Below are 25,974 nucleotides of genomic sequence, written 5' to 3'. Positions count from 1 at the left end.
ATCACCTGACGCCAGAGGTAGGCGGCGGAGTCGACTGACCGCCTCAGGACTTCCCACCTGGGACCGTCTTCACGTCCAGATCTCGGGCCCAGATGCACATAACCGCCGCGCGCCGGAGCATCGGAGTATGGGACTCATACAACTGGAAGCGTCAATCAGCGGCGGCTGGCAAGTGGTGCAAGCCATCCGGCAGGTTCCTTGGGATCATGAGAACATCGTGACCTTCGAGCCTGTTTCAGAAGCCGACGACGGTATCTTTCGCCGCAAACTGGAGCTGGCCGTCGCTGGCAAGCCAGCAGTCTGGGTGATCTTCGCAAGCGGCGATGCAGTGCTCTATGCCGGAGCGATGGGCCAGTTCCGGGTTACTGCGAGCCCGTCACAGTAGGTCAAGGCCACCTGGTGGTGAGCTCGAAAACGACGGAGCGACGACGCGAATCGCGCCGCCGGCACGTTTCCGGGTCATCGGACGCTCGCCGAGATCACCCCGGCACGGGTTCGCTCCTGGCTCTCCGCCCTCCTGGAGAACGGGGCCGGCGAGCCCTCGGTGGTCAAGGCGTACCAGTTGCTGCGGGGCATCATGAACACCGCCCTCGACGACGAGCTGATCCAGCGCAACCCGTGCCGGATCAAGGGCGCCGACACCTACGACGTCCCGGAACGGCCCGTCCTGTCCGTGGCCGAGGCGTTCGCCGTCGCCGACGCCATCGGACCGCGCCGGCGGGCCCTGGTCCTGCTGACCGCGTTCACCACGCTCCGCTTCGGTGAGCTGGCCGCGCTCCGCCGGCGGGACGTCGACCTGGCGAACCGGCTCGTCCGGGTGCAACGCAACCAGGCGGAGCTGAACAGCGGACGGCTCTACGCATGACAGCTGCCTTGAGCTGCCACCTTCCCCAGGATTGACTGGCGGTCCCACAGATGTCCCGCTGAACCTTGGTCCTGGGGTTTCGAGGAACCCTCCACTCGCCGGGACCACCTCCCATACGCTCCGTCATAAACCTTCCATGGGCGAGGCGGAGGCACTGACGTGAGTGGCGACATCGTCCAGCTGGTCGAGCAGGCCAGCCCATACCTGACAGCAGCCATGAGCGCCTACGGCGGGGTCGCCCTGGCCCGGGCCGAAGACAGTGCCGCAGAAGCGACCGCCAACCTCGGCCGGCGCTTCCTGCAAGCTGTCTGGCGCCGCCGCACAGAACGGGAACAAGCCGCCCTCGAAGCCGCGATCCACGAAGCAGCCGAAGACACCGACGACCCCGACGCCACAGCCGCACTGCGCCATCAGATCAAGCGAGCCATCCGCGAAGACGCCGACCTGCTCAAGGAACTCGCCGCCCTCCTCCCCACGCCGGCTTCCGGGTCGGTGACCATCACCGCCTCCGGAGAACGCTCCGTCGCCGCCCACGCCATAGGCACCGCCATCACAGGTGATCACACCCAGCTCACCTGGCCCCCGGCCCGCCAGGGGGCCAGTGCGTGAGCAACGAGGCAGCCGGTGAGCGGTCCATCGCCGCGCAGAACATCACCAACGCATTCACCGGCGATATAGCCGGCCAGTACGGCGACTACAGCCAACAGCACAACTACTTCCACAGCCCACCCCGCACGCCCGTGCGGTGGCCTCACCAGGTAGGCGTGCTTCCGCCGCGGGCCGACTGCTTTCGCGACCGGGCAGAGACAGCCTGGCTCAAGACCGCGCTGGCCTCCGGAGGTACGGCGGTCGTCGAGTCCGCAGACGCCGTACCGACGGGAGGAGTACTGGTCGGGATGGGCGGGGTAGGTAAGACCCAGCTCGCCGCTGACTACGCTCGCACGGTGTGGCAGGCGGGCGAGCTGGACGTGCTGGTGTGGATCACCGCGAGCAACCGCAGCGCCGCAGTGACTGGGTACGCGCAGGCCGCCACCGCGCTCCTGGCCGCCGACCCCACCGACCCGCAGGCCGCCGCCGAGGCATTCCTTGCCTGGCTCGAACCCGCCCCCCAGCGGCCAGCGTGCCGATGGCTGATCGTCCTGGACGATGTCACCGACCCTGCCGACCTGCACGGACTATGGCCGCCGACCAGCCCCACCGGGCGCACCCTGGCCACCACCCGCCGCAAGGATGCAGCCCTGACCGGCCACCACCGACGCATGATCGAGGTCGGCCTGTTCATACCAGCCGAAGCGCTCGCCTACCTCACCAACGCCCTGGCCACCCACCAGCGCCACGAACCCGAGCAGCAGCTCGCCGGCCTCGCCGAGGACCTCGGCCACCTGCCGCTCGCCCTGGCTCAAGCCGCCGCCTACCTCGTCGACGCCGACATCAGTTGCGCCGACTATCGCGCCCTGCTCGCCGACCGCGCCACCACGCTCACCGACGCTTCCCCAGAAGCACTCCCTGACGGCCAAACCCACACCATGGCCGCCGCATGGGCTCTGTCCATCGAGCGGGCTGATGCCCTGCGCCCCGCAGGACTAGCCCAGCCCATGCTCCAGCTCGCCGCCTTTCTGGATCCCAACGGAATCCCCACCGATGTTCTGACCAGCGAGCCCGCTCTAGCGCACCTAACCAGCCACCGTGGTGTCGGTCCCCAAGTCACAGCCGGCCAGGCGGCACAGGCATTGCGGGCACTGAACCGACTCAGCCTGATTGATCACACCCCCCGGGACCAACGCCATGCGGTCCGGGTTCACCAGCTCATCCAACGCGCCGTACGCGACACCCTCATTCCCGACCAGCACCAGCGACTCGCCCGCACCGCCGCCGACGCTCTGATCGCCGTCTGGCCTGCGATCGAACGCGACACCGCCCTCGCCGCAGCGCTGCGCGCCAACACCGCCGCTCTAATCACCTGCGCCGACGAGGAGCTGCACCGACCGCATGAGCACCTGGTGCTGCAGCGGATAGGCCGCAGCCTCGGCGAAAGCGGCCAGGCCGCAGCAGCCCGCGACCACTTCCACCACCTCACTACCGTCGCGACCCATCATCTCGGCTCGGAGCACCCCGTCACTCTCGCCCATCGGGGCACCCTCGCGTACTGGCAAGGCGCGGCGGGGGATTCGGCTGGTGCCACGGCGGCCTTCGCCGACCTGCTGCCCGCCTTGGTTCAGGTGCTGGGCACAGAGCACCCCGACACCCTCACCACTCAGGCTAACCTCGCCTCCCTGCGAGGGAGGGCCGGGGATCCGGTGGGCGCCACAAAAGGCTTCACCGAGCTACTGAACGACCAAATCCGGATACTGGGCCCGGACCACCCCGACACCCTCTCCACCCGGGCCAACCTCGCCCACTGGCAAGGAACGTCTGGGGACCCGACTGGCGCCACGAAAGGCTATGCCGGGCTACTGAACGACCAGGTCCGGGTACTTGGCCCGGACCACCCCGACACCCTGTACGCCCGGGGCAACCTCGCCCACTGGCAGGGGAAGGCAGGCGATCCGGCCGGCGCCGCAACCGCTCTGGCCGCGCTGCTGAAGGACCAGGTCCGGGTGCTGGGCCCAGACCACCCCGACACCCTCTCCACCCGGGCCAGACTCGCCCGCTTGCGGGGCGAGGCAGGGGATCCGGGCGGCGCCGCCACGGCCCTCGCAGAGCTGCTGAGCGATCGGATCCGGGTGCTGGGCCCGGACCACCCCGACACCCTCATCACCCAAGGCAACCTCGCCCACTGGCGGGGCGAGGTCAGGCGCATGTCCGATGAGGCGTTAGATATACAACGCTAGTTGCCACTCGGGAACCAATAGGAAGTGCGCAACCCCGCAAGGGTGACCGGCAGAGGCCGGTTGACCCGCCGCTTTACAGACCACGCACCACGACCGCCCTTAACTGCACTCATCGCCAAAAGCCGCAACAACCTCGCCACCGCACCAGACGGTCACCTTCCTGGAGGCGGCTCGCCCGGACCCGCTGTACACGGCGTTCGTACTGGCCATCACGCTGGGCCTGCGGCGCGGCGAGGTCCTGGGGCTGCGCTGGAGTGACATCGACCTGGACGGCCGCACGCTCACGGTTCGGAACCAGCTCCAGCGCGTCCAGAAGGAGCTGTACGCCGACAGCACGAAGAACCGTCGGACGCGCGTGATCCCGCTGCCAGCGATGTGCATCGCCCCGCTTCGCTGGCGCCGGATCCAACAGGCCGGACAGCGCGCCGCCGCCGGGAAGGAGTGGGAGGACACCGGGTACGTGTTCACCACGCGGAGCGGCCAGCCGATCGAGCCCCGGAACCTCAGCCGGTCGTTCGAGCGGATCGGCGCCGACGCCGGTCTGCCGCGCATTCGACTCCACGACGCGCGGCACGGGTGCGCGACCATCCTGTTCGCGGCCGGGGTCGCACCGCGGGTGGTGATGGAGATCCTGGGGCACTCGCAGATCGCCGTGACGATGAACGTCTACACCCACGTCTCCGAGGACACCCGGCGGGAGGCTCTGGGGCACATGGACCGCCTGCTGAAGCGGAGGCGGCCAACGGGCTGACATCAGCGGTTGCCGTCAGTTGTTGCAGTCAAAAGGCCCGCAGCATGATCGCTGCGGGCCTTCTGGGCTGGTGGGCGCGGACGGTTTCGAACCGCCGACATCTGCTTTGTAAGAGCAGCGCTCTACCACTGAGCTACGCGCCCCCGGCCGTGGCCCGGGGTGGGCAACGGCGACTGCCTAGGGTACCCGGTCCCGGGGGTGGTGTGGTGCAGGTGGTCGGGGAGTGGGACGGGTGGGGTGCCGGTGGGGTGGGGTGATCGGGAAGAATGGGGGGCGGATCAGCGGTCGGAACAGGGAGCGCGCAGTGAGGGTGGCCGGCGGGAGCAGGCGGGGGCGGCGACCGGGGAGTGCTGTGGCCGAGGCGCTGGTGTTGCCGCTCGTGGTGGCGGGCGCGCTGGGGGCGGCCGTGGCGTCGGCGTTCGGAAGCGCCGGGGGCGGCCGGGGCGGCGGCTGGTGGGGGCGGCGTGGTGGCGAGGGCGTGCGGGCGGACGCCCGGGCGGCCCGGGACGCTGCACAGCAGGCGTTCTACGAGCTGGACTCGACGCAGCGCGAGGTGCGGCTGGCCGTGGAGACGGTGCGCGCGGCGGAGGACGGCGCGGCCGCCCGGCAGGCGGCGGCGGACTTCGCGGCGATCTCCGGCCGGGTCGACCAGGTGACCGTGAACTACCTGGCGGCGCTGGACGCGCACGACCTGGACGCGGAGGAGCTGGAGTCCGGGGCGGCGGCGCGGGCCCGGCACCAACTGGAGGACGTGAAGGGGCAGCTCGGGCAGGCGTTGGCGGAGCTGAACGGGTTCCTGCAGCGGTTGCAGCCGTCGCTTCAGCACGCCGAGTCGCAGCTGATGCGGGTGACGCCGGCCGTGGAGCAGGCCAAGCGGGCTCTTCTGGCGGCGACCACCGCGCTCGAGTCCGTGCGCGGGGCGGGCCTGAAGGCGGACGACCTGGCGGCCCGGCTGGCCGAGCTGGCGCCGGAGCTGGGCCGGCTGAACGAGGGCGCCGGTCGGCACGGGGTGGCGGCGACGCTCCGGCGCGCGGAGCAGGTGAAGGAGCGGGCCGACGCGATCGCGGCGGACGCCTCGCACCTTCCGGAGCGGGCGCGGGAGATCGACCGGCGGGTGGCCAGTCTGCGGACCAGGATCCAGGCGCTGGAGACCAAGGCCGCCACGGTGGAACCGGCGCTGAGCGAGTTGCGCCGACGGTTCTCCACCGCGTGCTGGCAGGACCTCCAGCGGGTGCCGGACCAGGTGGCGGAGACGGGGCGCGCGGCGGAGCAGAAGCTCACCGAGGCGGCGCGGGCGCGCGACGAGCAGCGTTGGGCGGACGCGACGGGCGCGATCGGTACCGTGCGCGCCCTGCTGGACACCGCGGACGGCTCGGTGGTCGCCGTGAACGAGCGGCTGCGGCAGCTGAACGAGGTGCAGCACGACCCGAACCGGGAGATCGAGCGCACCCGCTTCGCCCTGCGCGACGCCCAACGGCTGGCGATGGCGGGCCGGCAGGCGCCGGACCCGCGGCACGCGGGCCCGCTGGACGCGGCGGTCGGGCGGCTCGACCGGGCGGTGGCGGAGCTGGAGGCGGCCGGCCGGCACCCCGACTACTGGCACTTCCTGACGGAGCTGGCAAGCGTGCGGGAGACGGCGGCGAAGGTGGTGGAGCTGATCCGCGGGGACATCGGCGGCCACCGGTAGCGCGGGCCTCCGCCGGAAGTCACTGGCCTCCGAACGGGGAGAACCACAGGTCAGCGGCCACAACCCCCCGGTTACCCGTGAGTAACTTTGTCGGGTAGAGTCCCGCCATGGCTCGTAAGCGCAGCATCCCGGCCCGCACGCTCCGGCGCGGGATCAACTTCTGGCCGCCGTTCCTGTTCGCCGGAATCCGGGTGCTGACCCTCTCGGACGACTTCCGGCGGACGAAGGTCCGGCTCAGGCTCGGGCGGCTGAACCGCAACTACGTGGGCACGCACTTCGGCGGCTCGATCTTCGCGATGACCGACCCGTTCTGGATGCTGCTGGTGATGGAGAACCTCGGCCGCGACTACATGGTCTGGGACGCGGCGGCCGAGATCACCTTCGTCTCGCCCGGCCGGGGTGACGTCTTCGCCGAGTTCGTGCTCACCGAGGACCGGCTGGCCGAGATCCGCGAGCTGACCCAGGAGGGCAAGAAGGCCCTGGTCTGGTTCGACACCGAGGTCCTGGCGGCGGACGGCTCGGTGGTGGCCCGGGTGCGCAAGCAGCTGTACGTACGGGAGAAGCGCCGCACCGCCTGAGGCTGGGTACCCTGCCGGTATGCCACGTTACGACTTCCGCTGCCGCTCCTGCGGCGCCACCTTCGAACTCCGCCGCACGATGGCGCAGGCCAACGACCCGGCGGTCTGCCCGCAGGGACACGAGGACACCGTGAAGCTGCTGTCGGCCGTCGCCGTCACCGGCGGAGCCTCCGGCGGCGCCGCCCAGCAGGCCCCGTCCGGGGGCGGGGGCGGGGGCTGCTGCGGCGGCGGTTGCTGCGGCTGACGCCGGTACCGGGCGGGGCGGCCCTGACGCCGGCACCGGGCACGCCGGGCACCGGGCCCGGGCGCACCAGCGCCAGGCAGGGCAACCCCGCCACCACCACTGAACGGACCAGTCATCGCCACCGCCGAACGGAACGGTCGGCGCGCAGCCGAAACGGTCAGCGCGCGACGACGGCGTCCACCTCGCCCCGGACCCGGGCCAGGAACTGACGGACGATCTCCTCCCCCGCCGCCACGCCCACCTGGTCGAGGGCCGTGACGCCGGGGGCCGTCCAGCCGCTGTCGGCGAGTTCGCCGTGGCCGGGGCGCCAGCCGAAGTCGGCGGCGAGCAGCAGGTCGGCGTCGAGCAGCGAGTCGCCGGCCGCCAGCACGGTGGCCCCGCCGACCCGACGCTCGACCTCGGCCAGGGCGGCGCTCTTGCTGAGCGGCGCCGGCACCGCGTACACCTTGCGGCCCTGCAACGAGACGGCCCAGCCGCGCTCGGCACACCAGCCGGTGAGCTCCTCCAGCCAGCCGGCCGGCAGTTCGGCGCGCTCCACGACCAGGTAGGCGAAGAGGTCGTCGGCGACCCGGCGCTTGTGCGTCCACTCCGGGTCGGCGCAGAGCGCCAGGTGCTCGACCACCTCGGCCAGCGGCACCGACGCGGCGGCCAGCCGGCCGGCCACCTCGGCCTGCCAGTCCTCGTCCGGCACGCCGTCCACGAGCAGCCGACCGCCGTTGCTGCAGATCGCGTACGAGGGTATCCAACCGGGCGTCGGGCCGGGCAGGTTGACCCGCTCGTACTGCGTCCTGGTCCGGGTGGTGGCGGGGACGAGAAGGGCCTCCCGGGCCAGCTCCACCATCAGGGCGGCGGCCTGCTCGGTCATGAACGAGAGCGCCTTGCCGTCGTGCACCTCGACCGAGAGCAGCCGCGGGGCGAGCCGGTCGGGCACGTCCAGGGCGAGGGCGCGGTTGGAGTAGATCAGGGTGCGGTCGAGGTCGCTCGCGACCAGGAAACCACTGGGACTGCTCATCGGGCTCAGGACTCCTTCACCAGGACGGCCGTGCCGGAGGCACCGGTCGCTCCCCGACTGTAGCGGGGGTGGATCAGACCCACGCAGGAGTACGGCAGGTCGTCCACCTCCTCGACGGGGACGCCGCGTTGGGCGGCGAGCAGGCGGACGTGGTCGAGGTCGGCACCGGCGCCGCGGCGGGCCAGCACCCGCCAGGGGACGCGGCGCAGCATGACCCGGGTGGTCTCGCCGACGCCGGGCTTCACCAGGTTGACGTTGTCGATGCCGTACTCGGCGCTGATCCGCTCGACGGCGGCCCAGCCGGCCCAGTCCGGCGTGCGGTCCTCGGCGGCGAGCCTGGCCGCGGCGCCGGCGGCCTCCTCCCGGACGTCGGCGAAGTGGTCGGCGACGGTGTCCAGGAAGGCCTCGGAGACGTCGCCGCCGGCCAGGTCGGTGTAGTGCTTGGCTCCGTGGAAGTCGTCCGGGCCGATCAGGTCGGCGCGCAGCACGGTACGCGAAATCAGGCCGGAGACCGTGGAGTTGAGGCAGGCGGACGGGATCAGGAAGTCGTCCCGGGTGCCGTAGGTGCGTACGCAGCGGCCGGGGTCGGCGAGGACGGCCAGCTCGGGGTTGAAGGCGGAACCGGCCAGGGCCTCGGCGAGTTCGCGGGTGATCGCGCCCTTGCCGGTCCAGCCGTCGACGAACACGACGTCGGGGGCGTGGTGGTGGGCGTCCAGGTAGCGCAGGGCGACCGGGTCGATGCCGCGGCCCCGGATGATCGAGACGGCGTAGTGCGGGGTGTCCAGGCCGTGCGCGAAGGCGAGCCAGCGCCGGATCAGGACGCCGACCGGGGTCCCGGCGCGGGCCAGCGAGGCGAGCACCAGGCCGCGGCCGCGCTCGCGCACCAGCGTCTCGGCGACGGTGCCGACCGCGAGCGCGATCCTGCGGGCGGAGACCCGCAGGGCCTGGTGAAAGAGCTCCTGGTACTCGGGGCTGGGCTGGTACTCGACCGGCAGCGACTCGGCGTAGTGGGCTCCGCCGCTCTGGACGGCCTCCTCCCGCTCCTCGGTGGGGGCCTCCAACGGGACGTCGGAGAGGTCCTTGAGCAGCCAGGCCACCTCGTCGGGGCGGTAGGAGGAGAACCCGGGGCCGTGCAGCGGACTGGGCAGACCAGCCGCCGAGCCGGGCAGACCAGCCGCCGGGCCGGCCGAAGGGGCGACCTCCGGGCCGACCGCCAGGTCGGCCGAAGGAACGGCCGCCGGACGGGACGGACGGGACGGACGGTGCGACGGCAGGACGGCGAGCACCACCCGGTCGGTGACCTGCCGCAGCTGCGTCAGCAGGGCCCGCTCGCCCTCGTGCAGCGCGGGGGTGTCGGCGACGTCGTCGACCACCAGCACGACGGCGTCGAAGCGGCGGGCCGGGTCGGCGCCGGGGGCGACGTTGTAGGCGAAGCGCTCTCGCGGCGCGGAGTCGTCCGGGTCGTCGTGGGCGGGGAAGGCCAGCCGGGTGCGGATGGCGTAGCCGGGGTCGTCCACGGCGAGGACGGGCGAGCGGGTGGTGGTGGAGTAGCGGACGCGCTCGCCACCGTCGGGCAGGAGGTCCGCGAGGGCGCCGGCCAGGCGCAGCGGCGCGTACATCAGTTCCTCGAAGCCCAGCACCAGCACGCGCCCGCCGTCCCCGACGGGCTCCAGCGCCTCCGCCAGCCGGGCGGCCAGGTCCGGCAGCGCGGCTTCGAGACGGCCGCGGTGCTCGGCGGTGAAGCCGTGCCGGCCGCCGTCCGGGAGGCCCGCGGGCCAGTCCAGGGCGGCCCGGACCAGCGGGGCGGGCGCGGTGGACGGCAGCGCCGGGGCCGGGCCGGCCTCGGCAATCAGGCGCTCGGCGCGGTCCAGGATGTCGGCGGGCAGCTCGACGCCACCGCTGGCGGCGGCCACCAGGTCGAGGCGGGTGCCGAGTTCGGCGGCGGTGTCGGCCAGCCGTCGGCGGTCGGCCTCGTCGCGCAGGTCGACCAGGGCCACCACGACGTAGTGGCCGCGCGGGTTGGTGCCGTGCAGCTCGCGGATGGTGTTGAGCACCGTGTTGCCGGTGGAGAACTCGTCGTCGACCAGGACCAGCGGGCCGTCCCCGGCGAGCAGCGCGGGGTCGGCGGGCAGCAGCAGGTGGGAGGTGGCGTGCGAGTGCTCCTCCTCGAAGCCGCCGACCGGGGCCACCCCGTCCACCGCACGCCGGGTGGAGTGCAGGTAGGGGGCGTCCAGGCCGTCGGCGACGCTGTGGCCGAGCCCGGTCGCGGTCTCGGCGTAGCCGAGCACGACGGCACGCGCGGCCGCGTCCTCGCCGAGCAGCTCGCGGACCCGGCGGCCGAGGTCGAGGCCGGAGCCGTGCACCACCGACGGTCGCTGCGGAACGTGCTTGCCGAGCACGGTGGAGACCAGCAGGTGGGCGCGCTTGCGGTTCTCACGCAGAGCCAGGCCGACCAGTTCGGGGAGCCGGTCGGAGCCGGTGAGGCCGACGCCGGCCCGGTCCGCCACCCAGCGGCCGGTCCACTCTTGCTGTGCTGTCACTACTGGTCCTGCCTTCGATGGTGCGAGTCGTGCGGGTTGCTTCGGGTCCGACGGGTCGTTCGGCTCCTGCAGATCATGCGGGCCGTACGGGCCGTACGGGCCGTACGGGCCGTACGGGCCGTACGGGCCGTACGGGTCGTGCGGGCCGTGCGGGCCGTTCGGTCCGGACGGGCCACTCGGCTCATACGGATCATGCGGGCCGTTCCGTCCGGACGGGCCACTCGGGCCGCTCGGCTCGTCCGGGCCGTGCGGTGCTGCGGACGGGTCCTGCGGGTTGGGCCGGCCGGGACGGGTGGTGCGGGCACGGCGGGTACCGTCCTCAGCCACAGAGGCAGGCCGAGAGCAGCTCCGCGAAGCTGACGTCCTCCCGGGCCACCCCGAACACCTCGGCGCGCAGCAGCACCCGCTCCGCCCAGGCCCGGTGGGGCTTGGCCTCGTTCATCTTGTTGGTGTACGCCGAACGCAGCACCCCGCCGCCGTGGCGCTCCCGGTCGAGGATGTCCCGGGCGTCGGAGTACTCCTCGTGCGTGACCACCGAGAGGGCGTGCACGGCGGGGACGTGGCTCGGGTGGATGCAGGTCTTGCCGAGCAGGCCGTTGGCCCGGTCCAGCTCGAACTCGCGGATCAGGCCGTCCAGGTCGTGCTCGATGATCCGCTGCCGGACGGCCTCCCCGGAGGGCTCGGCCTCGGCGAACGGGGTGCGGCGCAGCTGGGGCTTGAACATCCGCTCCTGGACCGGGAAGTACTCCCAGACCGGCCCGGTCACGGTGAACCCGGTGCCGTCGGCCCGGCCGAGCACGTTGACCACGTCCCCGATCACGGCCGCGACCAGGGCCACGTCGTACGCGGTCAGGTCGGGCGAGCGGCGCAGGCCGTACGCGGAGCAGAGGTCGGTGACGCCGAGGCGGACGGCGAGGACGCGTCCGCGGTACTTGTCGAGCAGCCGGGCGATGCCGAAGAGCTGCTCACGGCGGGTCTCCAGGTGGGCGAGCTCGGGGGACTCCAGGACCGGCATCGCGAAGAGCCGGCGGCCGGTGGCGGCCTCGGCGGCGGCGAGGGCCTCCAGGTACGCGCCGCCGTTCTCGTCGGTGAACTTCGGCAGCACGAAACCGGTGAGCAGCCCGATCGCCGGGCCGAGCCGGCCGGCGAGGTCGGTGATCTGGGAGGCGGTGCGCACTCGGATGAAGAGAAGGGGCAGGTCCTGTGTGCAACTGGTGGAGATATGAGCGGCTTCCGGGGTATCCCGGGGGGCGGCCCCGAGAGCCTCCGCGCCCCCGCCCGACCGCTCGCCGGGCTGCCTGCCGGACAGCTCGCGGGACAGCTCGCCCGCCAGCTCGTGGGACTGCTCGCGGGACAGCTCGCCGAGCTGCGCGACCAGGTTGGCCTCTGCCGCGGTCACCTCGTGGTCGGCGATCGAGTCCTCCAGGCAGAGCACCATCGAGACCACGCCCCGGGCCGCCTGCTTGCGGATGTCCGCTCCCAGGGTGGGCCTGGTGGCCGGGCTGTAGAGGGTCGCACCGAGCGCGGTGGCCAGCACGTCCGCCTCACTGTCCGGGGAGAAGGCCCGGGGCTGTTCGAGGAAGAGCCGGCCGCGTACGTCGTCGGCGAGGTGGCCGAAATGGCGCATGGTGCTCTCCTCAGGGGTTGCGGCCGCCGGTCTGGGCGGGTGCGAAAGGACTCGGCGGGTGCGGAAAGGCTCGGCGGGGGCGGCGGGACTCGGGCAGGCGCGAAAGGGCTCGGCGGGTGAGGCGGGGCTCAGCGGATGAGACGGGATGCTCGGGCAGGCAACCCGGGCGGGTGGGCGGTGCGGTGCCCGGGTGCGCCGGGGCGGTCGGGCAGGGGGCGGGCGGCAGCGGTCTGGCTCGGGGCGGGGCGGGCGGAGGGGGCGAGCTGGATACAGGACGCCGGGGGCGGAGGGGGCGGTCGGACCCGGCCCCGGAGCGCGGGGCCTCACCATGGTTAACCGACCCGCCCGGCACAGTCGTTCCCGGGCTCGCGCGTCTGACACCCCCCTGCCGGACCCCCCGGAGGCCCCTGGCCGCCAATCGTACGGACGACTTCCGGTCGAATGTGGTTCCGAAACATCGAATTCTCGGAAGGTTACCCTCCGCTTCACAAAGCGCAAGCGTTGGCAAAGTCCCACCGTTTCACCACCTTCGGTCACGTTGTCCGAAGGGGTGGCGAACAGGCAGGATGGTCGGCTATGACGCACGTGATGGCCAAGGGCGCCAACATCGCACTGCCGGTGGCGGCGGTCCGCGCCGTGCTGCGCTGGAGCGCCACGCCCGGTGCGCCGGACGTGGACGCTTCCGCGCTGCTGCTCGGCGCGGACGGCAGGGTCCGTTCGGATGCAGACTTCGTCTTCTACAACCAGCCGCGCCACCCCACCGGTCTGGTGCGCCATCTGCCCAAGCAGCAGACGTCCGGCGGCACCGAGATCGCCGACACCGTCGAGGTCGAGATCGGCAAGCTGCCACCCGAGGTGGACCGGGTGGTACTGGCCGGTTCCTCCGAGGGCGGTTCGTTCCGCTCGGTGACCGGGCTGCGGGTACTGCTCTTCGACGCCGCCGGCGGCGAGGGCGCGGCGGCGCTCGCCGAGTTCGCGATCCCGGAGGCCGACGACGTCACCGCGCTCGTCGCGGGCGAGCTCTACCGCCGGGCCGGCTCCTGGAAGTTCCGGGCCGTCGGCCAGGGGTACGCCTCGGGGCTGATCGGCCTGGCGACCGACTTCGGCATCACCGTCGAGGACGACGCGGCCGCCTCCGCGGCTGCGGGGTCCGCCGCTCCGGTCACCCCCGCGGTGGACCCGCGTACCGCGGTACCGGACCCGCGCCCGGCCGGCCGGGCCGAGCCCGGCACGTTCACCCTGGCCCCGGCCGTCCCCCAGCCGCCCACGGCGGCACCGGCCGTGCCCGCCAACACGCCCCCGCCGCCGACAGCCCCGCCCACCATGCCGCCGACCGTCCCGCCGGCGCCACCGGCTCCCCCGACCCGGCAGCCGGCGTACGGCTACCCCCAGCCGGCCCCGCAGCAGGCCGCACCGCACCAGTCCGCGCCGCACCAGCAGGGGGGTTACGGCTACCCGCCGCAGGCCCCGCGCTCCGGATACGGCTACCCTCAGCCGCAGCCGCAGCCCTACCCCCAGCCCCAGCAGGCGCCCAACCAGCCGCCTCCCGGCTACGGCTACCCCCAGCAACCGCAGGCCCCGCAGCAGCCCCAGCAGGCCGGCGGCTACGGCTACCCCCAGCCGAACACCGGCCCGCAGCCCCAGCAGCCCCCGGCCGCCGCCGAGGAGTTCGCACTGCCGCCGCAGGGCCCGCAGTTCCAGCCGCGCTGAGACCGGGTCCGGCCGGGGCAACCGCCCCGGTCACCCGGCCCTCCGGCCACCCGTGACGACACCCGACGCGCCAGCGCCCCCGCGCCCGTGACACCCGGCGCCCCGGCGCGCCCGTACCAGCACCCGGCGTGCCAGCGCACGACGGCACAACCGCGCCCCTGCCCGACCCGACGCGCCCCGCCCGCTCCCGTCCGCCCCGGCGCCCGCCCCCGTCTGCCTGCCTGAGCCCCGCCTACGCCCCTACTCCGGTCCCGAAGGCCCCGAGGACCCCGAAGCGCCCTTGTACCCGCGCTGCCACTGCATCCCGAAGCCGTAAAGCCGGTCGATGTCCGCCTGGAACCCGTTGACGTACCGCACCTCGCGCCGGACCGTCAGCGTGTTGTCCCCGGTGTTCTCGATCAGCACCACCGCGCACGAGCGCGCCGCCGCGGCCCGCTCCTCCAGCTTGATCTCGATGCGCGGGCCGGTCTGCGGCACGATCGTCACCACCGCGTTGGCCTGCTCGAATGCGGGCGTGCCGTCGTAGATGTAGACGAAGATCAGCAGCCGCTTGAACTGGTCCTTCTTCTCCAGGTTGACGTACATCGTCTCCCCGGAGGGCGCCCCGTACTGGTCGTCGCCGCTGAGCTTGATGTAGGGGACCCGCTGGAGGTCGCCGAAGAGGCCGCCGAGCGGCTGGACCACGCCGCGGCTGCCGTCGGAGAGCTCGTACAGGCAGGCCAGGTCGAGGTCGACGTTGACCTGCGCCGCCTGCTGGGAGTCCGGCTCCATCGGGCTGAGGATGCGCGGGCTGAACAAGCGCTTGAGGGTGTCCCGGCCGGACGGGCGCGGGGCTCCTATCCGGGTGGTCCAGTGCAGGTTGACGTAGAGGTAACCGGTGGTGGCCGCAGCCCCGGTGATCGCGTGCTGCGGCGTCGACTTGGTGAGCGTGACCTTGTGCTGCCCGCCCGGGTCGAGGGTGTTCCGCTCCCCGCGCAGGTACTCCCAAATCGAGGCCATCCCAGTCCTCCCCCTGGTACCGCCAGTCGATCTGACGGACCACCGCTCCATGATCGGGCATCAGCCCGCCCGCCGGGTAGCCGAACTTCCCAACCGGCGGGCTCGCTACCCGTCCCCATACCCCGAACACCGGCGGGCACCACCGGCGGGCACTACCGGGGAGCCCGCCGACGACCGGCACCGGCGGGTCGGTTGACCGGTCGAAGCTCCCCTCCCGTAACATGCCGCCCCTTCGGACGCGATATCGTCTAGCCGCACAGGTGTCCCGTCCGCCCCCTTGCCCGGGTGGGACGGGCGCGCCGAGAGCAACGACGCACCGTCAGGCCCGGTCCCGGGGAGGGAACCTGACCGCCTGTGTCCATGTGCCCCCTGTCCCCTGCGGAAACCCGAGGCCCGACCCGCAATGAACCTGACCTCCATACAGCTGGTCTGGACCGTCATCGGCGGCGCAGCCCTGCTGTTCACCGCCATCCTGGTGGCGACGCTGCGCTTCAAGAACACCGGCAAGACCGAGGACTCGGGCGACTCCTGGGAGCGCAGCGAGGAGCGCCGTCGGCGCAAGGAGATGATCTACGGGATCTCCTCCTACGTCCTGCTGTTCTGCTGCGCCGGCGTCGCGGCCGCGCTGTCGTTCCACGGCCTGGTGGGCTTCGGCAAGGAGAACCTGGGTCTCTCCAACGGCTGGGAGTACCTCGTCCCGTTCGGCCTGGACGGCGCGGCGATGTTCTGCTCGGTGCTCGCCGTGCGCGAGGCCAGCCACGGTGACGCGGCGCTCGGTTCGCGCCTGCTGGTCTGGGTCTTCGCGATCGCCTCGGCCTGGTTCAACTGGGTCCACGCCCCGCGCGGTGTGTCGCACGACGGCGCCCCGCAGTTCTTCTCCGGCATGTCGATCTCGGCCGCGATCCTGTTCGACCGGGCGTTGAAGCAGACCCGCAAGGCCGCGCTCCGCGAGCAGGGCCTCGTGCCGCGCCCGCTGCCGCAGATCCGCATCGTGCGCTGGCTGCGCGCCCCCCGCGAGACCTACGCGGCCTGGTCGCTGATGCTGCTGGAGAACGTCCGCAGCCTGGACGAGGCGGTCGAGGAGGTGCGCGAGGAGCGCCAGGCCAAGGAGGCCGCCAAGCTGCGTGCCCGTAGCGCCGACCGCCGCGAGCGCGCCGAGCTCAAGGCCATCTCCCGCCAGGGCGGCATGCTCGCCCGGGCCCGTGGTGGCCGCCAGGTGCCCGCGCTCACCGCTGCCGGCGACGGCCCGAGCGCTACGGAGCCTGCCCTAGCCGCTGACGCCGACGCCACCACCCAGAACGCCGCCTCCTCGCTGGAGCCCGCCCCGCTGAGCGCCCTGGAGACCGGCCGCCGCCCGCGCGCCGCCGTCGGATCCTCGTCGCTCAGGTCCTCGTCGCTCGGCTCGTCCTCCTCGGGTTCCTCCTACGACTCGGGCTCCTCCTTCGGCTCGGGTTCCTCCTACGACTCGGGCTCCTCGTACGGCTCGTCCTCCTCGTTCGGTTCCTCCGACGAGTCGTACCGCAGCAGCAGCTCCTCGTCCTCGTCCTATCGCAGCTCGTCCATCGACCTGACGGCCGACGACGACACCCTGTCGATGCCCAAGCTGGACTCGCTGGAGCGCAAGCTGCGCGCCATCGAGCAGCAGCTGGGCTAGTCACCGGGGGCAACACCCCGGGAACGCCGAACGGCCGCCCCCTTCTCACCGAAGGGGGCGGCCGTTCCGTTTCCGCCGTGGCGCCGCCGGGCACCGCGGGCGGACCTGCCGCAACCGGCTCTGCTACGTGCCGGTCCTGCTACTTACCGGCCCTGTCGTTGCCGGTCCTGCTACTTACCGGCTCTACCGAACACCGGCCCTGTCGTTGCCGGTCCTGCTACGTGCCGGCTCTGCCGAACACCGGACCTGCCGTTGTCGGCCCTGCTACTTGCCGGTGCTGACCAGCTCCCGTTCCTCGCCCCCGCCCGCGGCGGCCTCGCGGCGGTTGCGGAGGATGGACGAACCGAGCGCGAGGCCGATGAAGGCCACGCCGATCAGGCCGGTGACGATCTCCGGGATGTGGTACTCAATGCCGACCAGCAGGATCACCGAGAGCGCGCCGATCGCGTAGTGCGCGCCGTGCTCCAGGTAGACGTAGTCGTCCAGGGTGCCCTTGCGGACCAGGAAGACGGTCAGCGAACGGATGTACATCGCGCCGATGCCGAGGCCCAGGGTGATCTGGAAGATGTCGCTGGAGATGGCGAACGCGCCGACGACGCCGTCGAAGGAGAACGACGCGTCCAGGACCTCCAGGTACATGAAGAGGAAGAACGCCGCCTTCCCGCCGACCTGGACGATGGACTTGCCGGTCTTCTCGGCTTCCTCCTCCTTCTCGGCCTCCTCCTCCAGGCCCGCCTCGAAGACCGAGGAGAGGCCGTTCACGGAGAGGTAGGTGACCAGGCCGAGCACACCGGCGAGCAGCACCGTCTCGGCGTGCTCACCCGCGAAGAAGTTGGACGCCAGCAGCAGCGTGACCAGCGCGACGACCGTCGAGAAGGCGTCCAGCTTGCCGACCTTCTCCAGCGGACGCTCGATCCAGGCCAGCCAGTTGTAGTCCTTCTCCTCGAAGATGAAGTCGAGGAAGATCATCAGCAGGAAGACGCCGCCGAAGGCCGCGATGGCCGGGTTGGCGGCCTCCAGGTACTGGGCGTACGTCAGGCCTTCGTAGGTCTTGTCCGAGTGCAGCGCCAGGTCGATGACCGTGGCCGGGCTGAGGTGTGCGGTGAGGCCGACCACCAGCAGGGGGAAGATCAGCCGCATGCCGAAGACGGCGATCAGCACACCGACGGTGAGGAAGATCTTCTGCCAGTACGGGTTCATCCGCTTCAACACCGTGGCGTTGACCACCGCGTTGTCGAACGACAGGGAGATCTCCAGGACGGAGAGGATCAGCACAATGCCGAATCCCTCGGCTCCCCAGAGCAGGCCGGCTGCGATCAGCCCGATGACGGTGATCGCGAATGACCAGCCGAATGTGCGGAGGAACACGGGACTTGGTTACCTTTCGAGTTCATGGCGCCCCCTGCGGCGAATGCGCCGCAGGCGGGTATCGCGCCTTTACTGTACGTTTACGCCGAAATCGAGGGCAATGCCGCGCAGGCCCGAGGCGTAACCCTGGCCCACCGCCCGGAACTTCCACTCCCCCGCGTAGCGGTACAGCTCGCCGAAGATCATCGCGGTCTCGCTGGACGCGTCCTCGGTCAGGTCGTAGCGCGCGATCTCCTGTCCGTCCACGGAGTTGACCACGCGGATGTACGCGTTGCGCACCTGGCCGAAGTTCTGCAGCCGCGACTCGGCGTCGTAGATCGACACCGGGAAGACCACCTTGTCCACCTGCGGCGGGACGAGGTCCAGGTTGACCAGCACGACCTCGTCGTCGCCGTCGCCGTCACCGGTGAGGTTGTCGCCGGTGTGCTCGACCGAGCCCTCGGGGCTCTTCAGGTTGTTGTAGAAGACGAAGTACTCGTCGCCGAGCACCCGCCCTCCCGAGCAGAGCAGCGCACTGGCGTCGAGGTCGAACGGCGCCCCGGTGGTCGAGCGGGCATCCCAGCCGAGCCCGACCTGCACCTGCGTCAGGTTCGGCGCGGCCTTGGTGAGCGAGACGTTTCCACCCTTGGCGAGCGTGACACTCATCGCTGTCCTTCCTCCCTTTGCCTCCGGGGCGCATCTCAGGTCTATTCCCCCGTGGCCCCGCCCGGCCTCTTCCGGCCGGCTGAACTTCCTGAACTCCTATCCTTCCAGTGCGCCGGGACAACGCGAAGCCGGGGCGGCCGCAGACGCCATGCGTCCGCGGCCGCCCCGGCCGGTGGTGCTTCGTCAGGCCGCCAGGGCCTGCCGCCAGGCTCAGACGTTGACGCCGAAGTCCTGGGCGATGCCGCGCAGGCCGGAGGCGTAGCCCTGGCCGATGGCGCGGAACTTCCACTCGGCGCCGTTGCGGTAGAGCTCGCCGAAGACCATCGCGGTCTCGGTGGAGGCGTCCTCGGAGAGGTCGTACCGGGCCAGCTCCTTGTTGTCGGCCTGGTTCACCACGCGGATGAACGCGTTGCGGACCTGGCCGAAGTTCTGGGTCCGGTTCTCGGCGTCGTAGATGGAGACCGGGAAGACGATCTTGGACACGTCCGCCGGGACGGTGGCCAGGTTGACCTTGATCTGCTCGTCGTCGCCCTCGCCCTCACCGGTCAGGTTGTCGCCGGTGTGCTCGACCGAGCCGTCGGGGCTCTTCAGGTTGTTGAAGAAGACGAAGTTGCCGTCCGTGCCGACCTTGCCCTGGTCGTTGCAGAGCAGGGCGCTGGCGTCCAGGTCGAAGTCCGTGCCGGTGGTGGTACGGACGTCCCAGCCGAGGCCGACGACCACGGCGGTCAGGCCGGGGGCCTCCTTGGTGAGCGAGACATTGCCGCCCTTGCTCAGGCTGACACCCACTTGTCCTCCAAGATTCGGGAGGCACTCCGTGGTGCCCCCGTGGTGCGGTCCGAGACACCGGCGGCGGTTGCCCCCGGCCCTCTGACCAGCCAACGGACCGATCGTAGTGCGGGGTTCCCGTCCTGGGCAGGGAACGGGACCGGCGTGGCTGTTCGAATCTCGGCCGGGCCGGTCCCGCGCGGGCGGGGAGGGGGCCTCAGAGCGAGCCGAGGACCTTCAGGTACTCCTGCTCGTCGCGGGCGTCCGGCAGGTCGTTGACGACGCTCCAGCGGACCGTGCCGGCCTTGTCGATCACGAAGGTGCCGCGGACGGCGCAGCCCTTCTGCTCGTCGAGGACGCCGTAGGCGCGGGCGACCTCGCCGTGCGGCCAGAAGTCGGAGAGCAGCGGGAACTCCAGGCCCTCCTGCTCGGCGAAGACGCGCTGGGTGAACGGCGAGTCGCTGGAGACGCCGAGCACCTGCACGTCGTCGTTCTGCAGCCGCGGCAGTTCCTTCTGGATCGCGCCGAGCTCGCCGGTGCAGACCCCGGTGAAGGCGAACGGGTAGAAGACCAGGACGACGTTCTGCCCGCCCCGGAAGTCGGAGAGCCGGACCGGCTCGCCGTGCTGGTTCCTCAGCTCGAAGTCCGGGGCCTCGGTGCCGACCTCGATGGCCATGGGTGGGACCTTTCTGACGCGACCGGGCCGCGCAGCGGGCGCGGCGGTCGCCATTTTCGCATCCGTTGACACCGGTTCGGCCGGACGGGTGAGGCCGCCGGCCTGCCGGGCGGACGCGTTCGCCCTGAGCGAACGCACCTTCCCCGCGAAAGCCGGGTCGGATCAGGGCTGACCGGGGCGCACCAGGGCCGGCCGGAAGCAGGCCGGGAACGGGGCCGGACGGGGCGGCGAAAACGGCCGGGCCCCGCCGGAGTCTCCTCCGGCGGGGCCCGGCCCCGGTCCGCGGCTCAGGCCCCGGACCGGTTCGTCGGGGCGCTCAGCGCTTGCCCGCCTTCGTCGCCTTGGTCGCCAGACGGGTGGCGGCCCAGTCCTTGGCGATCGCGATCGAGCTGGTCTGGGAGAGGCCGGCGGTCCGGGCCGCGTCGGCGATGTCCGAGGCCTCGATGTGGCCGTCGCGACCGGTCTTGGGCGTCAGCAGCCAGATGAGGCCGCCCTCGGCCAGGTACTCCAGGGCGTCGACGAGGGCGTCGGTCAGATCCCCGTCGTCGTCGCGGTGCCACAGCAGGACGGCGTCGGCGACGTCGTCGTAGTCCTCGTCGACGAGATCCGTCCCGGTGAGCTCCTCGATTCCTTCGCGGAGTTCCTGGTCAGTGTCGTCGTCGTACCCCAGCTCCTGGATGATCTGGCCCGCCTCGAAAGCGAGACGGTGCGCCGGGTTGGACTTGTCCGCGGGGTCCGCGGTCGCGCTCACGGGAATAACCTCCAGTATTTGGCCCGGCATCCATGCCGAGGCTGTGGCCGTAGTCCACACGGGCGCGGCGGTTCGCGCAAGTACCCGACCCCCGATCCCCTCCAAAGGTTGACGTGTCGCAGGGGGACACGCCGGTCGAGGTGTCGCGAATCACACCGATTTGCCCTTCTCTGCGTGGGACAAGGATGCTTCGGGTGGTCCAGGTCCACAGGCCGTACGCGTGCCCGAGATGCGAACGGCATTCGGGTCCGCGCGTGCGCGGGCGTAGAGTCTCCTGTTGGCCCTCACCCCGACCGCCCGCCATCGGGCGGCCGGGCAACCAGGTCGGACCACCTCTGTTCGTAACACCCGGTGGTGCGCGGCACAGGCAACAGCGCCTGTTCCGCACACCGCCAGACCGTACCGCCCACCAGGCGGAACGGTTACCGATCGGTAGAGATGACGGATCTCCGAGCGCGGTAGCACGATGGAGGCGGCGCGACACACCTCAGTTTCGACCGACAGTGAAGGAACAGCGTGGCTTCCGGATCCGATCGCAACCCGATCATCATTGGCGGCCTTCCGAGTCAGGTCCCGGACTTCGATCCCGAGGAGACCGCGGAATGGCTGGAGTCGCTCGACGCGGCCATCGACGAGCGGGGGCGCGAGCGTGCCCGCTACCTGATGCTCCGCTTGATCGAGCGCGCCCGCGAGAAGCGTGTCGCCGTGCCCGAGATGCGCAGCACGGACTACGTCAACACCATCGCCACCAAGGACGAGCCCTTCTTCCCCGGTAACGAGGAGATCGAGCGCAAGGTCCTCAACGCCACCCGTTGGAACGCGGCCGTCATGGTTTCGCGCGCCCAGCGCCCGGGCATCGGCGTGGGCGGTCACATCGCCACCTTCGCCTCCTCCGCGTCGCTCTACGACGTCGGCTTCAACTACTTCTTCCGCGGCAAGGACGCCGAGGGCGAGTCCGGTGACCAGATCTTCTTCCAGGGTCACGCCTCCCCCGGCATCTACGCCCGCGCCTTCCTCCTGGACCGGCTGACCGAGCAGCAGCTCGACGCCTTCCGCCAGGAGAAGTCGAAGGCCCCGTACGGCCTCTCCAGCTACCCGCACCCGCGGCTGATGCCGGACTTCTGGGAGTTCCCGACCGTCTCGATGGGCCTCGGCCCGCTCGGCGCGATCTACCAGGCCCGGATGAACCGGTACCTGGAGCACCGCGGCATCAAGGACACCTCCCAGTCGCACGTCTACGCCTTCCTCGGGGACGGCGAGATGGACGAGCCGGAGTCGCTCGGCCAGCTGTCGCTCGCCGCGCGCGAGGGCCTGGACAACCTGACCTTCGTGGTCAACTGCAACCTGCAGCGCCTGGACGGCCCGGTCCGCGGCAACGGCAAGATCATCCAGGAGCTGGAGTCGCAGTTCCGCGGCGCCGGCTGGAACGTGATCAAGCTCGTCTGGGACCGCAGCTGGGACCCGCTGCTCGCGCAGGACCGCGACGGCGTCCTGGTGAACAAGCTGAACACCACGGTGGACGGCCAGTTCCAGACCTACGCCACCGAGACCGGCGCGTACATCCGCGAGAACTTCTTCGGCGGCGACCTGCGGCTGCGCAAGATGGTCGAGAACATGACCGACCAGCAGATCCAGCACCTGGGTCGCGGCGGTCACGACCACGCCAAGGTGTACGCGGCGTTCAAGGCCGCCCGCGAGCACAAGGGCCAGCCGACGGTCATCCTCGCCCAGACGGTCAAGGGCTGGACGCTCGGCCCCAACTTCGAGGGCCGCAACGCGACCCACCAGATGAAGAAGCTGACGGTCGAGGACCTCAAGCGCTTCCGCGACCGCCTGCACATCCCGATCACGGACAAGCAGCTGGAGGAGGGCTACCCGCCCTACTACCACCCGGGCCGTGACTCGGAGGAGATCCAGTACATGCACGACCGCCGCAAGGAGCTGGGCGGCTACGTGCCGACCCGCAAGGTGCGGCCGCGGCAGCTGGAGCTCCCGGGCGACGACGCGTACAAGGCGGTCAAGAAGGGCTCCGGCAACCAGACCATCGCCACCACCATGGCGTTCGTCCGGGTGCTCAAGGACCTGATGCGCGACAAGGGCATCGGCAACCGCTTCGTGCCGATCGCCCCGGACGAGTACCGCACCTTCGGCATGGACTCGCTCTTCCCGTCGGCGAAGATCTACAACCCGCTCGGCCAGACCTACGAGTCGGTCGACCGCGAGCTGCTGCTGGCGTACAAGGAGTCGCCGACCGGGCAGATGCTGCACGACGGCATCTCCGAGGCCGGCTGCACCGCCTCGCTGATCGCCGCGGGTTCGTCCTACGCGACCCACGGCGAGCCGCTGATCCCGGTGTACGTCTTCTACTCGATGTTCGGGTTCCAGCGCACCGGCGACCAGTTCTGGCAGATGGCCGACCAGCTGGCCCGCGGGTTCGTGATCGGCGCCACCGCCGGCCGCACCACGCTGACCGGTGAGGGCCTGCAGCACGCCGACGGCCACTCGCAGCTGCTGGCCTCGACCAACCCGGGCGTCGTCGCGTACGACCCGGCGTACGGCTTCGAGATCGCGCACATCGTCCAGGACGGCCTGCGGCGGATGTACGGCTCGTCGGCGGAGCACCCGCACGGCGAGGACGTCTTCTACTACATGACCGTCTACAACGAGCCGATCAAGATGCCGGCCGAGCCGGAGAACGTCGACGTCGAGGGCATCCTCAAGGGTCTGTACCGGTACGCCCCCGGCGCCGCCGGCCAGATCCCGGCCCAGATCCTCGCCTCCGGCGTGGCGGTGCCGTGGGCCCTGGAGGCCCAGCGCATCCTCGCCGAGGAGTGGAACGTCAAGGCCGACGTCTGGTCCGCGACCTCCTGGAACGAGCTGCGCCGCGACGCGGTGGAGACCGAGGAGTTCAACCTCCTGCACCCCGAGGAGCAGCAGCGCGTCCCGTACGTGACGCAGAAGCTCCAGGGCGCCGAGGGCCCGTTCGTCGCCGTCTCCGACTGGATGCGCGCGGTGCCGGACCAGATCTCGCGCTGGGTGCCGGGCCAGTACCAGTCGCTGGGCGCCGACGGCTTCGGCTTCGCCGACACCCGTGGCGCGGCCCGTCGCTTCTTCCACATCGACGCCCAGTCGGTCGTCCTCGCCGTGCTCACCGAGCTCGCCAAGCAGGGCAAGATCGACCGCAGCGCCCTGAAGGACGCGATCGACCGCTACCAGCTGCTCGACGTGGCGGCGGCCGACCCGGGCGCCGCCGGCGGCGACGCCTGACAGCCGCCTGAAGGCCGCTGAGGGCCGGACCTCCCACCCGGGGGGGTCCGGCCCTTCGCCGTTCCCGGGCCGCCCCGGACCGGACCGGCGGGCCCGGGAGAACGGGAGCGGCCCCGGACTCCGCCGAGTCCGGGGCCGCCGTCGGGCGCGCGGTGGATCAGATGTGCACGGCGGGGCCGGCGTCCGTGGCGCCGCGGCGGGTGAGGAGGCCGAGGAGGGCGGCGGCGAAGGCCACCACCGAGGCGACCGCGAAGGCGAGCGACATGCCGCTGACGAAGGAGTCGTGGACGGCGCCGGCCATCGCGTCGACGGCCTGCTGCGGGGTGCCGGCCGGGGCGGGCGGGGCGATGCCGAGCTGGGCCGCCTGGTTGAGGCCCTCGGCCTGGGCGCCCTCGACCGGCGGCAGGCCGGCCTCGGCCCAGTTCCCGGGCAGCACGTCGGTGACCCTCGCGGCCATCAGCGCGCCCAGGACGGCGGTGCCCAGGCTGCCGCCGACCTGCATGGCGGCCTGCTGGAGGCCGCCCGCCACGCCGGAGAGCTCCAGCGGGGCGTTGCCGACGATCACCTCGGTGGCGCCGACCATGACCGGGCTGATGCCCAGGCCCATCAGCACGAACCAGAGCGACATCACGCCGGTGCCGGAGCCCGCGTCCAGGGTGGACATGCCGAACATCGCGGTGGTGGTGATCAGCATGCCGGCCACGATCGGGATCCGCGGGCCCAGCTTGCCGATGGCCAGGCCCGCGAGCGGCGAGCCGACGATCATCATGCCGGTCATCGGCAGCAGGTGGACGCCGGCCGAGACGGGCGACATCCCGTGGACGTTCTGCAGGTAGAAGGTCACGAAGAAGATCGCGCCGAAGAACGAGAACGCCATCAGCACCATCAGCAGGGTGCCGGCCGACAGGGGCAGCGAGCGGAACAGGCTGAGCGGGATCAGCGGCTCGCGGGCCTTGCCCTGCCAGAGCGCGAAGAGCGCCATCAGGACCACCGCCCCGCCGAGGAACAGGACGGTGCGGGTGTCGCCCCAGCCCCACTCGGGGGCCTTGATGATGCCGAAGACCAGCGCGAACATCGCCACCGAGAGCAGCACGATTCCGGGGACGTCGAAGGACTTGGCCGCGTTCTCGGCCCGGACGTCCTTGAGGATCCAGACGCCCAGGGCCAGCGCGATCAGGCCGACCGGGATGTTGATGAAGAACACCGACTCCCAGTTGACGTGCTCGACCAGCAGGCCGCCGACGATCGGGCCGGCCGCGGTGGAGGCGCCGATCACGCCGCCCCAGATGCCGATCGCCATGTTGAGCCGCTCGGCCGGGAACGCCCCGCGCAGCAGGCCGAGCGCGGCCGGCTGGAGCAGCGCGCCGAACAGGCCCTGGAGGACGCGGAAGGCGATCACCGTCTGGATGTTGGTGGCGAAGCCGATCGCGGCCGAGGTGGCGGCGAAGCCGACCGCGCCGACCAGGAAGGTCGTCTTGTGGCCGAACCGGTCGCCGATCTTGCCGGCGGTGATCAGGAAGACCGCCAGGGCGAGCAGGTACCCGCTGGTGACCCACTGGATCTCGGAGGGCGCGGCCTTGAGGTCGGCCTGGATGACGGGGTTGGCGATCGCGACGATCGTCCCGTCCAGGGCGACCATCATCACGCCGACGGCGACGGTCAGCAGGGTCAGCCAGGGGTGCCCCTGGAGGCGCCTCCCGGCCGGGGGCTTGCGCTGCGGCGGGACGTCCGCCTCGGCGCTCTTGACGACGGACTGGCTCATCTGGGCCCTCCGGGGGCATGGCGGTGGGACTGGCATGGGCGTGGCGCCCCGGCCACCCGTCCCCACGAGTTACCCGGCCGTCGGGCGCCACGCTCGGAGATTATGTCAGTGACTGCCATTCGGCAAACACTGACTTGTGCCAATAGCTGACTGATGTCCCGGACTGTCTCATGCCGTTCGCTGACATTTGTCAGACCGCTACAGTTGTGCCCCTGCACCTCAGCCGCACCCACCGCCCGGAA

20 protein-coding genes, 1 tRNA gene and 1 pseudogene are annotated in these 25,974 nt (G+C 71.5%); 11 read left to right on the top strand and 11 right to left on the bottom strand.

The window, feature by feature from the left end; all coding sequences use genetic code 11:
* Positions 1 to 127 precede the first annotated feature (127 nt).
* The 5 genes and pseudogenes from ACFC1F_RS13550 to ACFC1F_RS13530 form a co-directional block, all read left to right on the top strand.
* A complete protein-coding gene (locus ACFC1F_RS13550; protein WP_376157946.1) occupies positions 128 to 385 on the top strand; it encodes a hypothetical protein in 258 nt (85 codons plus the stop codon).
* A 159-nt stretch (positions 386 to 544) separates the two neighbouring features.
* A complete protein-coding gene (locus ACFC1F_RS13545) occupies positions 545 to 865 on the top strand; it encodes a hypothetical protein (protein ID WP_376157944.1) in 321 nt (106 codons plus the stop codon).
* A 159-nt stretch (positions 866 to 1,024) separates the two neighbouring features.
* Positions 1,025 to 1,474 carry a hypothetical protein gene (locus tag ACFC1F_RS13540; RefSeq protein ID WP_376157941.1) on the top strand — a complete coding sequence of 150 codons (450 nt, stop codon included), beginning with the start codon at positions 1,025 to 1,027 and terminating at the stop codon, positions 1,472 to 1,474.
* The gene (locus ACFC1F_RS13535) at positions 1,471 to 3,696 is read left to right on the top strand and encodes a tetratricopeptide repeat protein (RefSeq protein WP_376157938.1); all 2,226 of its coding nucleotides are present in this window, start codon (positions 1,471 to 1,473) and stop codon (positions 3,694 to 3,696) included. Before ACFC1F_RS13540 ends, ACFC1F_RS13535 begins: the two co-directional genes overlap by 4 nt.
* Before the next feature lie 145 nt (positions 3,697 to 3,841).
* Positions 3,842 to 4,447 (top strand): annotated as a pseudogene (locus ACFC1F_RS13530) (site-specific integrase); the annotation flags it as partial.
* Positions 4,448 to 4,515: 68 nt separating this feature from the next.
* Here ACFC1F_RS13530 and ACFC1F_RS13525 read toward each other — a convergent pair.
* Positions 4,516 to 4,590 (bottom strand) — tRNA-Val (locus tag ACFC1F_RS13525).
* A 209-nt stretch (positions 4,591 to 4,799) separates the two neighbouring features.
* Here ACFC1F_RS13525 and ACFC1F_RS13520 point away from each other — a divergent pair.
* From ACFC1F_RS13520 to ACFC1F_RS13510, 3 genes are all read left to right on the top strand, one after another.
* The gene (locus tag ACFC1F_RS13520; protein WP_376157936.1) at positions 4,800 to 6,134 is read left to right on the top strand and encodes a hypothetical protein; all 1,335 of its coding nucleotides are present in this window, start codon (positions 4,800 to 4,802) and stop codon (positions 6,132 to 6,134) included.
* Between the two features lie 107 nt (positions 6,135 to 6,241).
* Positions 6,242 to 6,712 carry a DUF4442 domain-containing protein gene (locus ACFC1F_RS13515; RefSeq protein ID WP_209413411.1) on the top strand — a complete coding sequence of 157 codons (471 nt, stop codon included), beginning with the start codon at positions 6,242 to 6,244 and terminating at the stop codon, positions 6,710 to 6,712.
* 19 nt (positions 6,713 to 6,731) lie between these two features.
* Positions 6,732 to 6,956, top strand: coding sequence for a zinc ribbon domain-containing protein (locus ACFC1F_RS13510; protein ID WP_148645294.1), 225 nt, complete (start codon positions 6,732 to 6,734; stop codon positions 6,954 to 6,956).
* A 157-nt stretch (positions 6,957 to 7,113) separates the two neighbouring features.
* On the opposite strand, the gene ACFC1F_RS13505 is transcribed toward ACFC1F_RS13510, so the two are convergent.
* From ACFC1F_RS13505 to ACFC1F_RS13495, 3 genes are all read right to left on the bottom strand, one after another.
* Complete coding sequence (locus ACFC1F_RS13505) at positions 7,114 to 7,968, bottom strand: HAD family hydrolase (RefSeq protein ID WP_209413410.1); 855 nt, start codon at positions 7,966 to 7,968, stop codon at positions 7,114 to 7,116.
* 5 nt (positions 7,969 to 7,973) lie between these two features.
* Positions 7,974 to 10,508: a phosphoribosyltransferase gene (locus tag ACFC1F_RS13500; protein ID WP_376157932.1), complete on the bottom strand. Its 2,535-nt coding sequence runs from the start codon at positions 10,506 to 10,508 to the stop codon at positions 7,974 to 7,976.
* Between the two features lie 319 nt (positions 10,509 to 10,827).
* Positions 10,828 to 12,135 carry an HpcH/HpaI aldolase/citrate lyase family protein gene (locus ACFC1F_RS13495; protein ID WP_376157930.1) on the bottom strand — a complete coding sequence of 436 codons (1,308 nt, stop codon included), beginning with the start codon at positions 12,133 to 12,135 and terminating at the stop codon, positions 10,828 to 10,830.
* A 576-nt stretch (positions 12,136 to 12,711) separates the two neighbouring features.
* Here ACFC1F_RS13495 and ACFC1F_RS13490 point away from each other — a divergent pair.
* The gene (locus tag ACFC1F_RS13490; RefSeq protein WP_376157928.1) at positions 12,712 to 13,845 is read left to right on the top strand and encodes a TerD family protein; all 1,134 of its coding nucleotides are present in this window, start codon (positions 12,712 to 12,714) and stop codon (positions 13,843 to 13,845) included.
* A 240-nt stretch (positions 13,846 to 14,085) separates the two neighbouring features.
* Here ACFC1F_RS13490 and ACFC1F_RS13485 read toward each other — a convergent pair whose 3' ends face one another.
* Positions 14,086 to 14,844, bottom strand: a complete 759-nt coding sequence (locus ACFC1F_RS13485; RefSeq protein ID WP_209413406.1) for a Tellurium resistance — start codon at positions 14,842 to 14,844, stop codon at positions 14,086 to 14,088.
* Between the two features lie 403 nt (positions 14,845 to 15,247).
* Between ACFC1F_RS13485 and ACFC1F_RS13480 the strand changes: the two genes are divergently transcribed.
* On the top strand, positions 15,248 to 16,498 hold the full coding sequence (locus tag ACFC1F_RS13480; RefSeq protein ID WP_209413405.1) for a DUF2637 domain-containing protein: 1,251 nt from the start codon (positions 15,248 to 15,250) through the stop codon (positions 16,496 to 16,498).
* Positions 16,499 to 16,762: 264 nt separating this feature from the next.
* On the opposite strand, the gene ACFC1F_RS13475 is transcribed toward ACFC1F_RS13480, so the two are convergent.
* The 5 genes from ACFC1F_RS13475 to ACFC1F_RS13455 all read right to left on the bottom strand — a co-directional run bounded on the left by ACFC1F_RS13475 (position 16,763) and on the right by ACFC1F_RS13455 (position 20,703).
* Positions 16,763 to 17,866: a DUF475 domain-containing protein gene (locus tag ACFC1F_RS13475; RefSeq protein ID WP_148645288.1), complete on the bottom strand. Its 1,104-nt coding sequence runs from the start codon at positions 17,864 to 17,866 to the stop codon at positions 16,763 to 16,765.
* 69 nt (positions 17,867 to 17,935) lie between these two features.
* Positions 17,936 to 18,511, bottom strand: coding sequence for a TerD family protein (locus ACFC1F_RS13470; RefSeq protein ID WP_209413404.1), 576 nt, complete (start codon positions 18,509 to 18,511; stop codon positions 17,936 to 17,938).
* Positions 18,512 to 18,721: 210 nt separating this feature from the next.
* Positions 18,722 to 19,297: a TerD family protein gene (locus tag ACFC1F_RS13465; RefSeq protein ID WP_148645286.1), complete on the bottom strand. Its 576-nt coding sequence runs from the start codon at positions 19,295 to 19,297 to the stop codon at positions 18,722 to 18,724.
* A 196-nt stretch (positions 19,298 to 19,493) separates the two neighbouring features.
* Complete coding sequence (locus tag ACFC1F_RS13460) at positions 19,494 to 19,952, bottom strand: peroxiredoxin (RefSeq protein WP_209413403.1); 459 nt, start codon at positions 19,950 to 19,952, stop codon at positions 19,494 to 19,496.
* A gap of 316 nt (positions 19,953 to 20,268) precedes the next feature.
* Entirely contained in the window at positions 20,269 to 20,703 is a 435-nt protein-coding gene (locus ACFC1F_RS13455) for a DUF3052 domain-containing protein (RefSeq protein WP_209413402.1), read from the bottom strand.
* A 516-nt stretch (positions 20,704 to 21,219) separates the two neighbouring features.
* Here ACFC1F_RS13455 and aceE point away from each other — a divergent pair.
* Complete coding sequence (aceE, locus tag ACFC1F_RS13450) at positions 21,220 to 23,970, top strand: pyruvate dehydrogenase (acetyl-transferring), homodimeric type (protein ID WP_209413401.1); 2,751 nt, start codon at positions 21,220 to 21,222, stop codon at positions 23,968 to 23,970.
* A gap of 157 nt (positions 23,971 to 24,127) precedes the next feature.
* Here the strand turns inward: aceE and ACFC1F_RS13445 are convergent, their stop codons facing one another.
* The gene (locus ACFC1F_RS13445; RefSeq protein WP_376158010.1) at positions 24,128 to 25,612 is read right to left on the bottom strand and encodes an MFS transporter; all 1,485 of its coding nucleotides are present in this window, start codon (positions 25,610 to 25,612) and stop codon (positions 24,128 to 24,130) included.
* Between the last annotated feature and the right edge of the window lie 362 nt (positions 25,613 to 25,974).

It is taken from the genome of Kitasatospora sp. NPDC056181 (assembly GCF_042266225.1).
GTDB lineage: Bacteria > Actinomycetota > Actinomycetes > Streptomycetales > Streptomycetaceae > Kitasatospora.
The sequence above is the reverse complement of the archived record's forward strand: the minus strand, read 5'-3'. Positions and strand labels throughout refer to the sequence as shown.

Coding starts and splice junctions, on each gene's coding strand:
- ACFC1F_RS13510 (WP_148645294.1), top strand. CDS start 6,732: ATGCCACGTTACGACTTCCGCTGCCGCTCCTGCGGCGCCACCTTCGAA.
- ACFC1F_RS13550 (WP_376157946.1), top strand. CDS start 128: ATGGGACTCATACAACTGGAAGCGTCAATCAGCGGCGGCTGGCAAGTG.
- ACFC1F_RS13485 (WP_209413406.1), bottom strand. CDS start 14,844: ATGGCCTCGATTTGGGAGTACCTGCGCGGGGAGCGGAACACCCTCGAC.
- ACFC1F_RS13490 (WP_376157928.1), top strand. CDS start 12,712: ATGACGCACGTGATGGCCAAGGGCGCCAACATCGCACTGCCGGTGGCG.
- ACFC1F_RS13505 (WP_209413410.1), bottom strand. CDS start 7,968: ATGAGCAGTCCCAGTGGTTTCCTGGTCGCGAGCGACCTCGACCGCACC.
- ACFC1F_RS13515 (WP_209413411.1), top strand. CDS start 6,242: ATGGCTCGTAAGCGCAGCATCCCGGCCCGCACGCTCCGGCGCGGGATC.
- ACFC1F_RS13470 (WP_209413404.1), bottom strand. CDS start 18,511: ATGAGTGTCACGCTCGCCAAGGGTGGAAACGTCTCGCTCACCAAGGCC.
- ACFC1F_RS13445 (WP_376158010.1), bottom strand. CDS start 25,612: ATGATGGTCGCCCTGGACGGGACGATCGTCGCGATCGCCAACCCCGTC.
- ACFC1F_RS13460 (WP_209413403.1), bottom strand. CDS start 19,952: ATGGCCATCGAGGTCGGCACCGAGGCCCCGGACTTCGAGCTGAGGAAC.
- ACFC1F_RS13495 (WP_376157930.1), bottom strand. CDS start 12,135: ATGCGCCATTTCGGCCACCTCGCCGACGACGTACGCGGCCGGCTCTTC.
- ACFC1F_RS13480 (WP_209413405.1), top strand. CDS start 15,248: ATGAACCTGACCTCCATACAGCTGGTCTGGACCGTCATCGGCGGCGCA.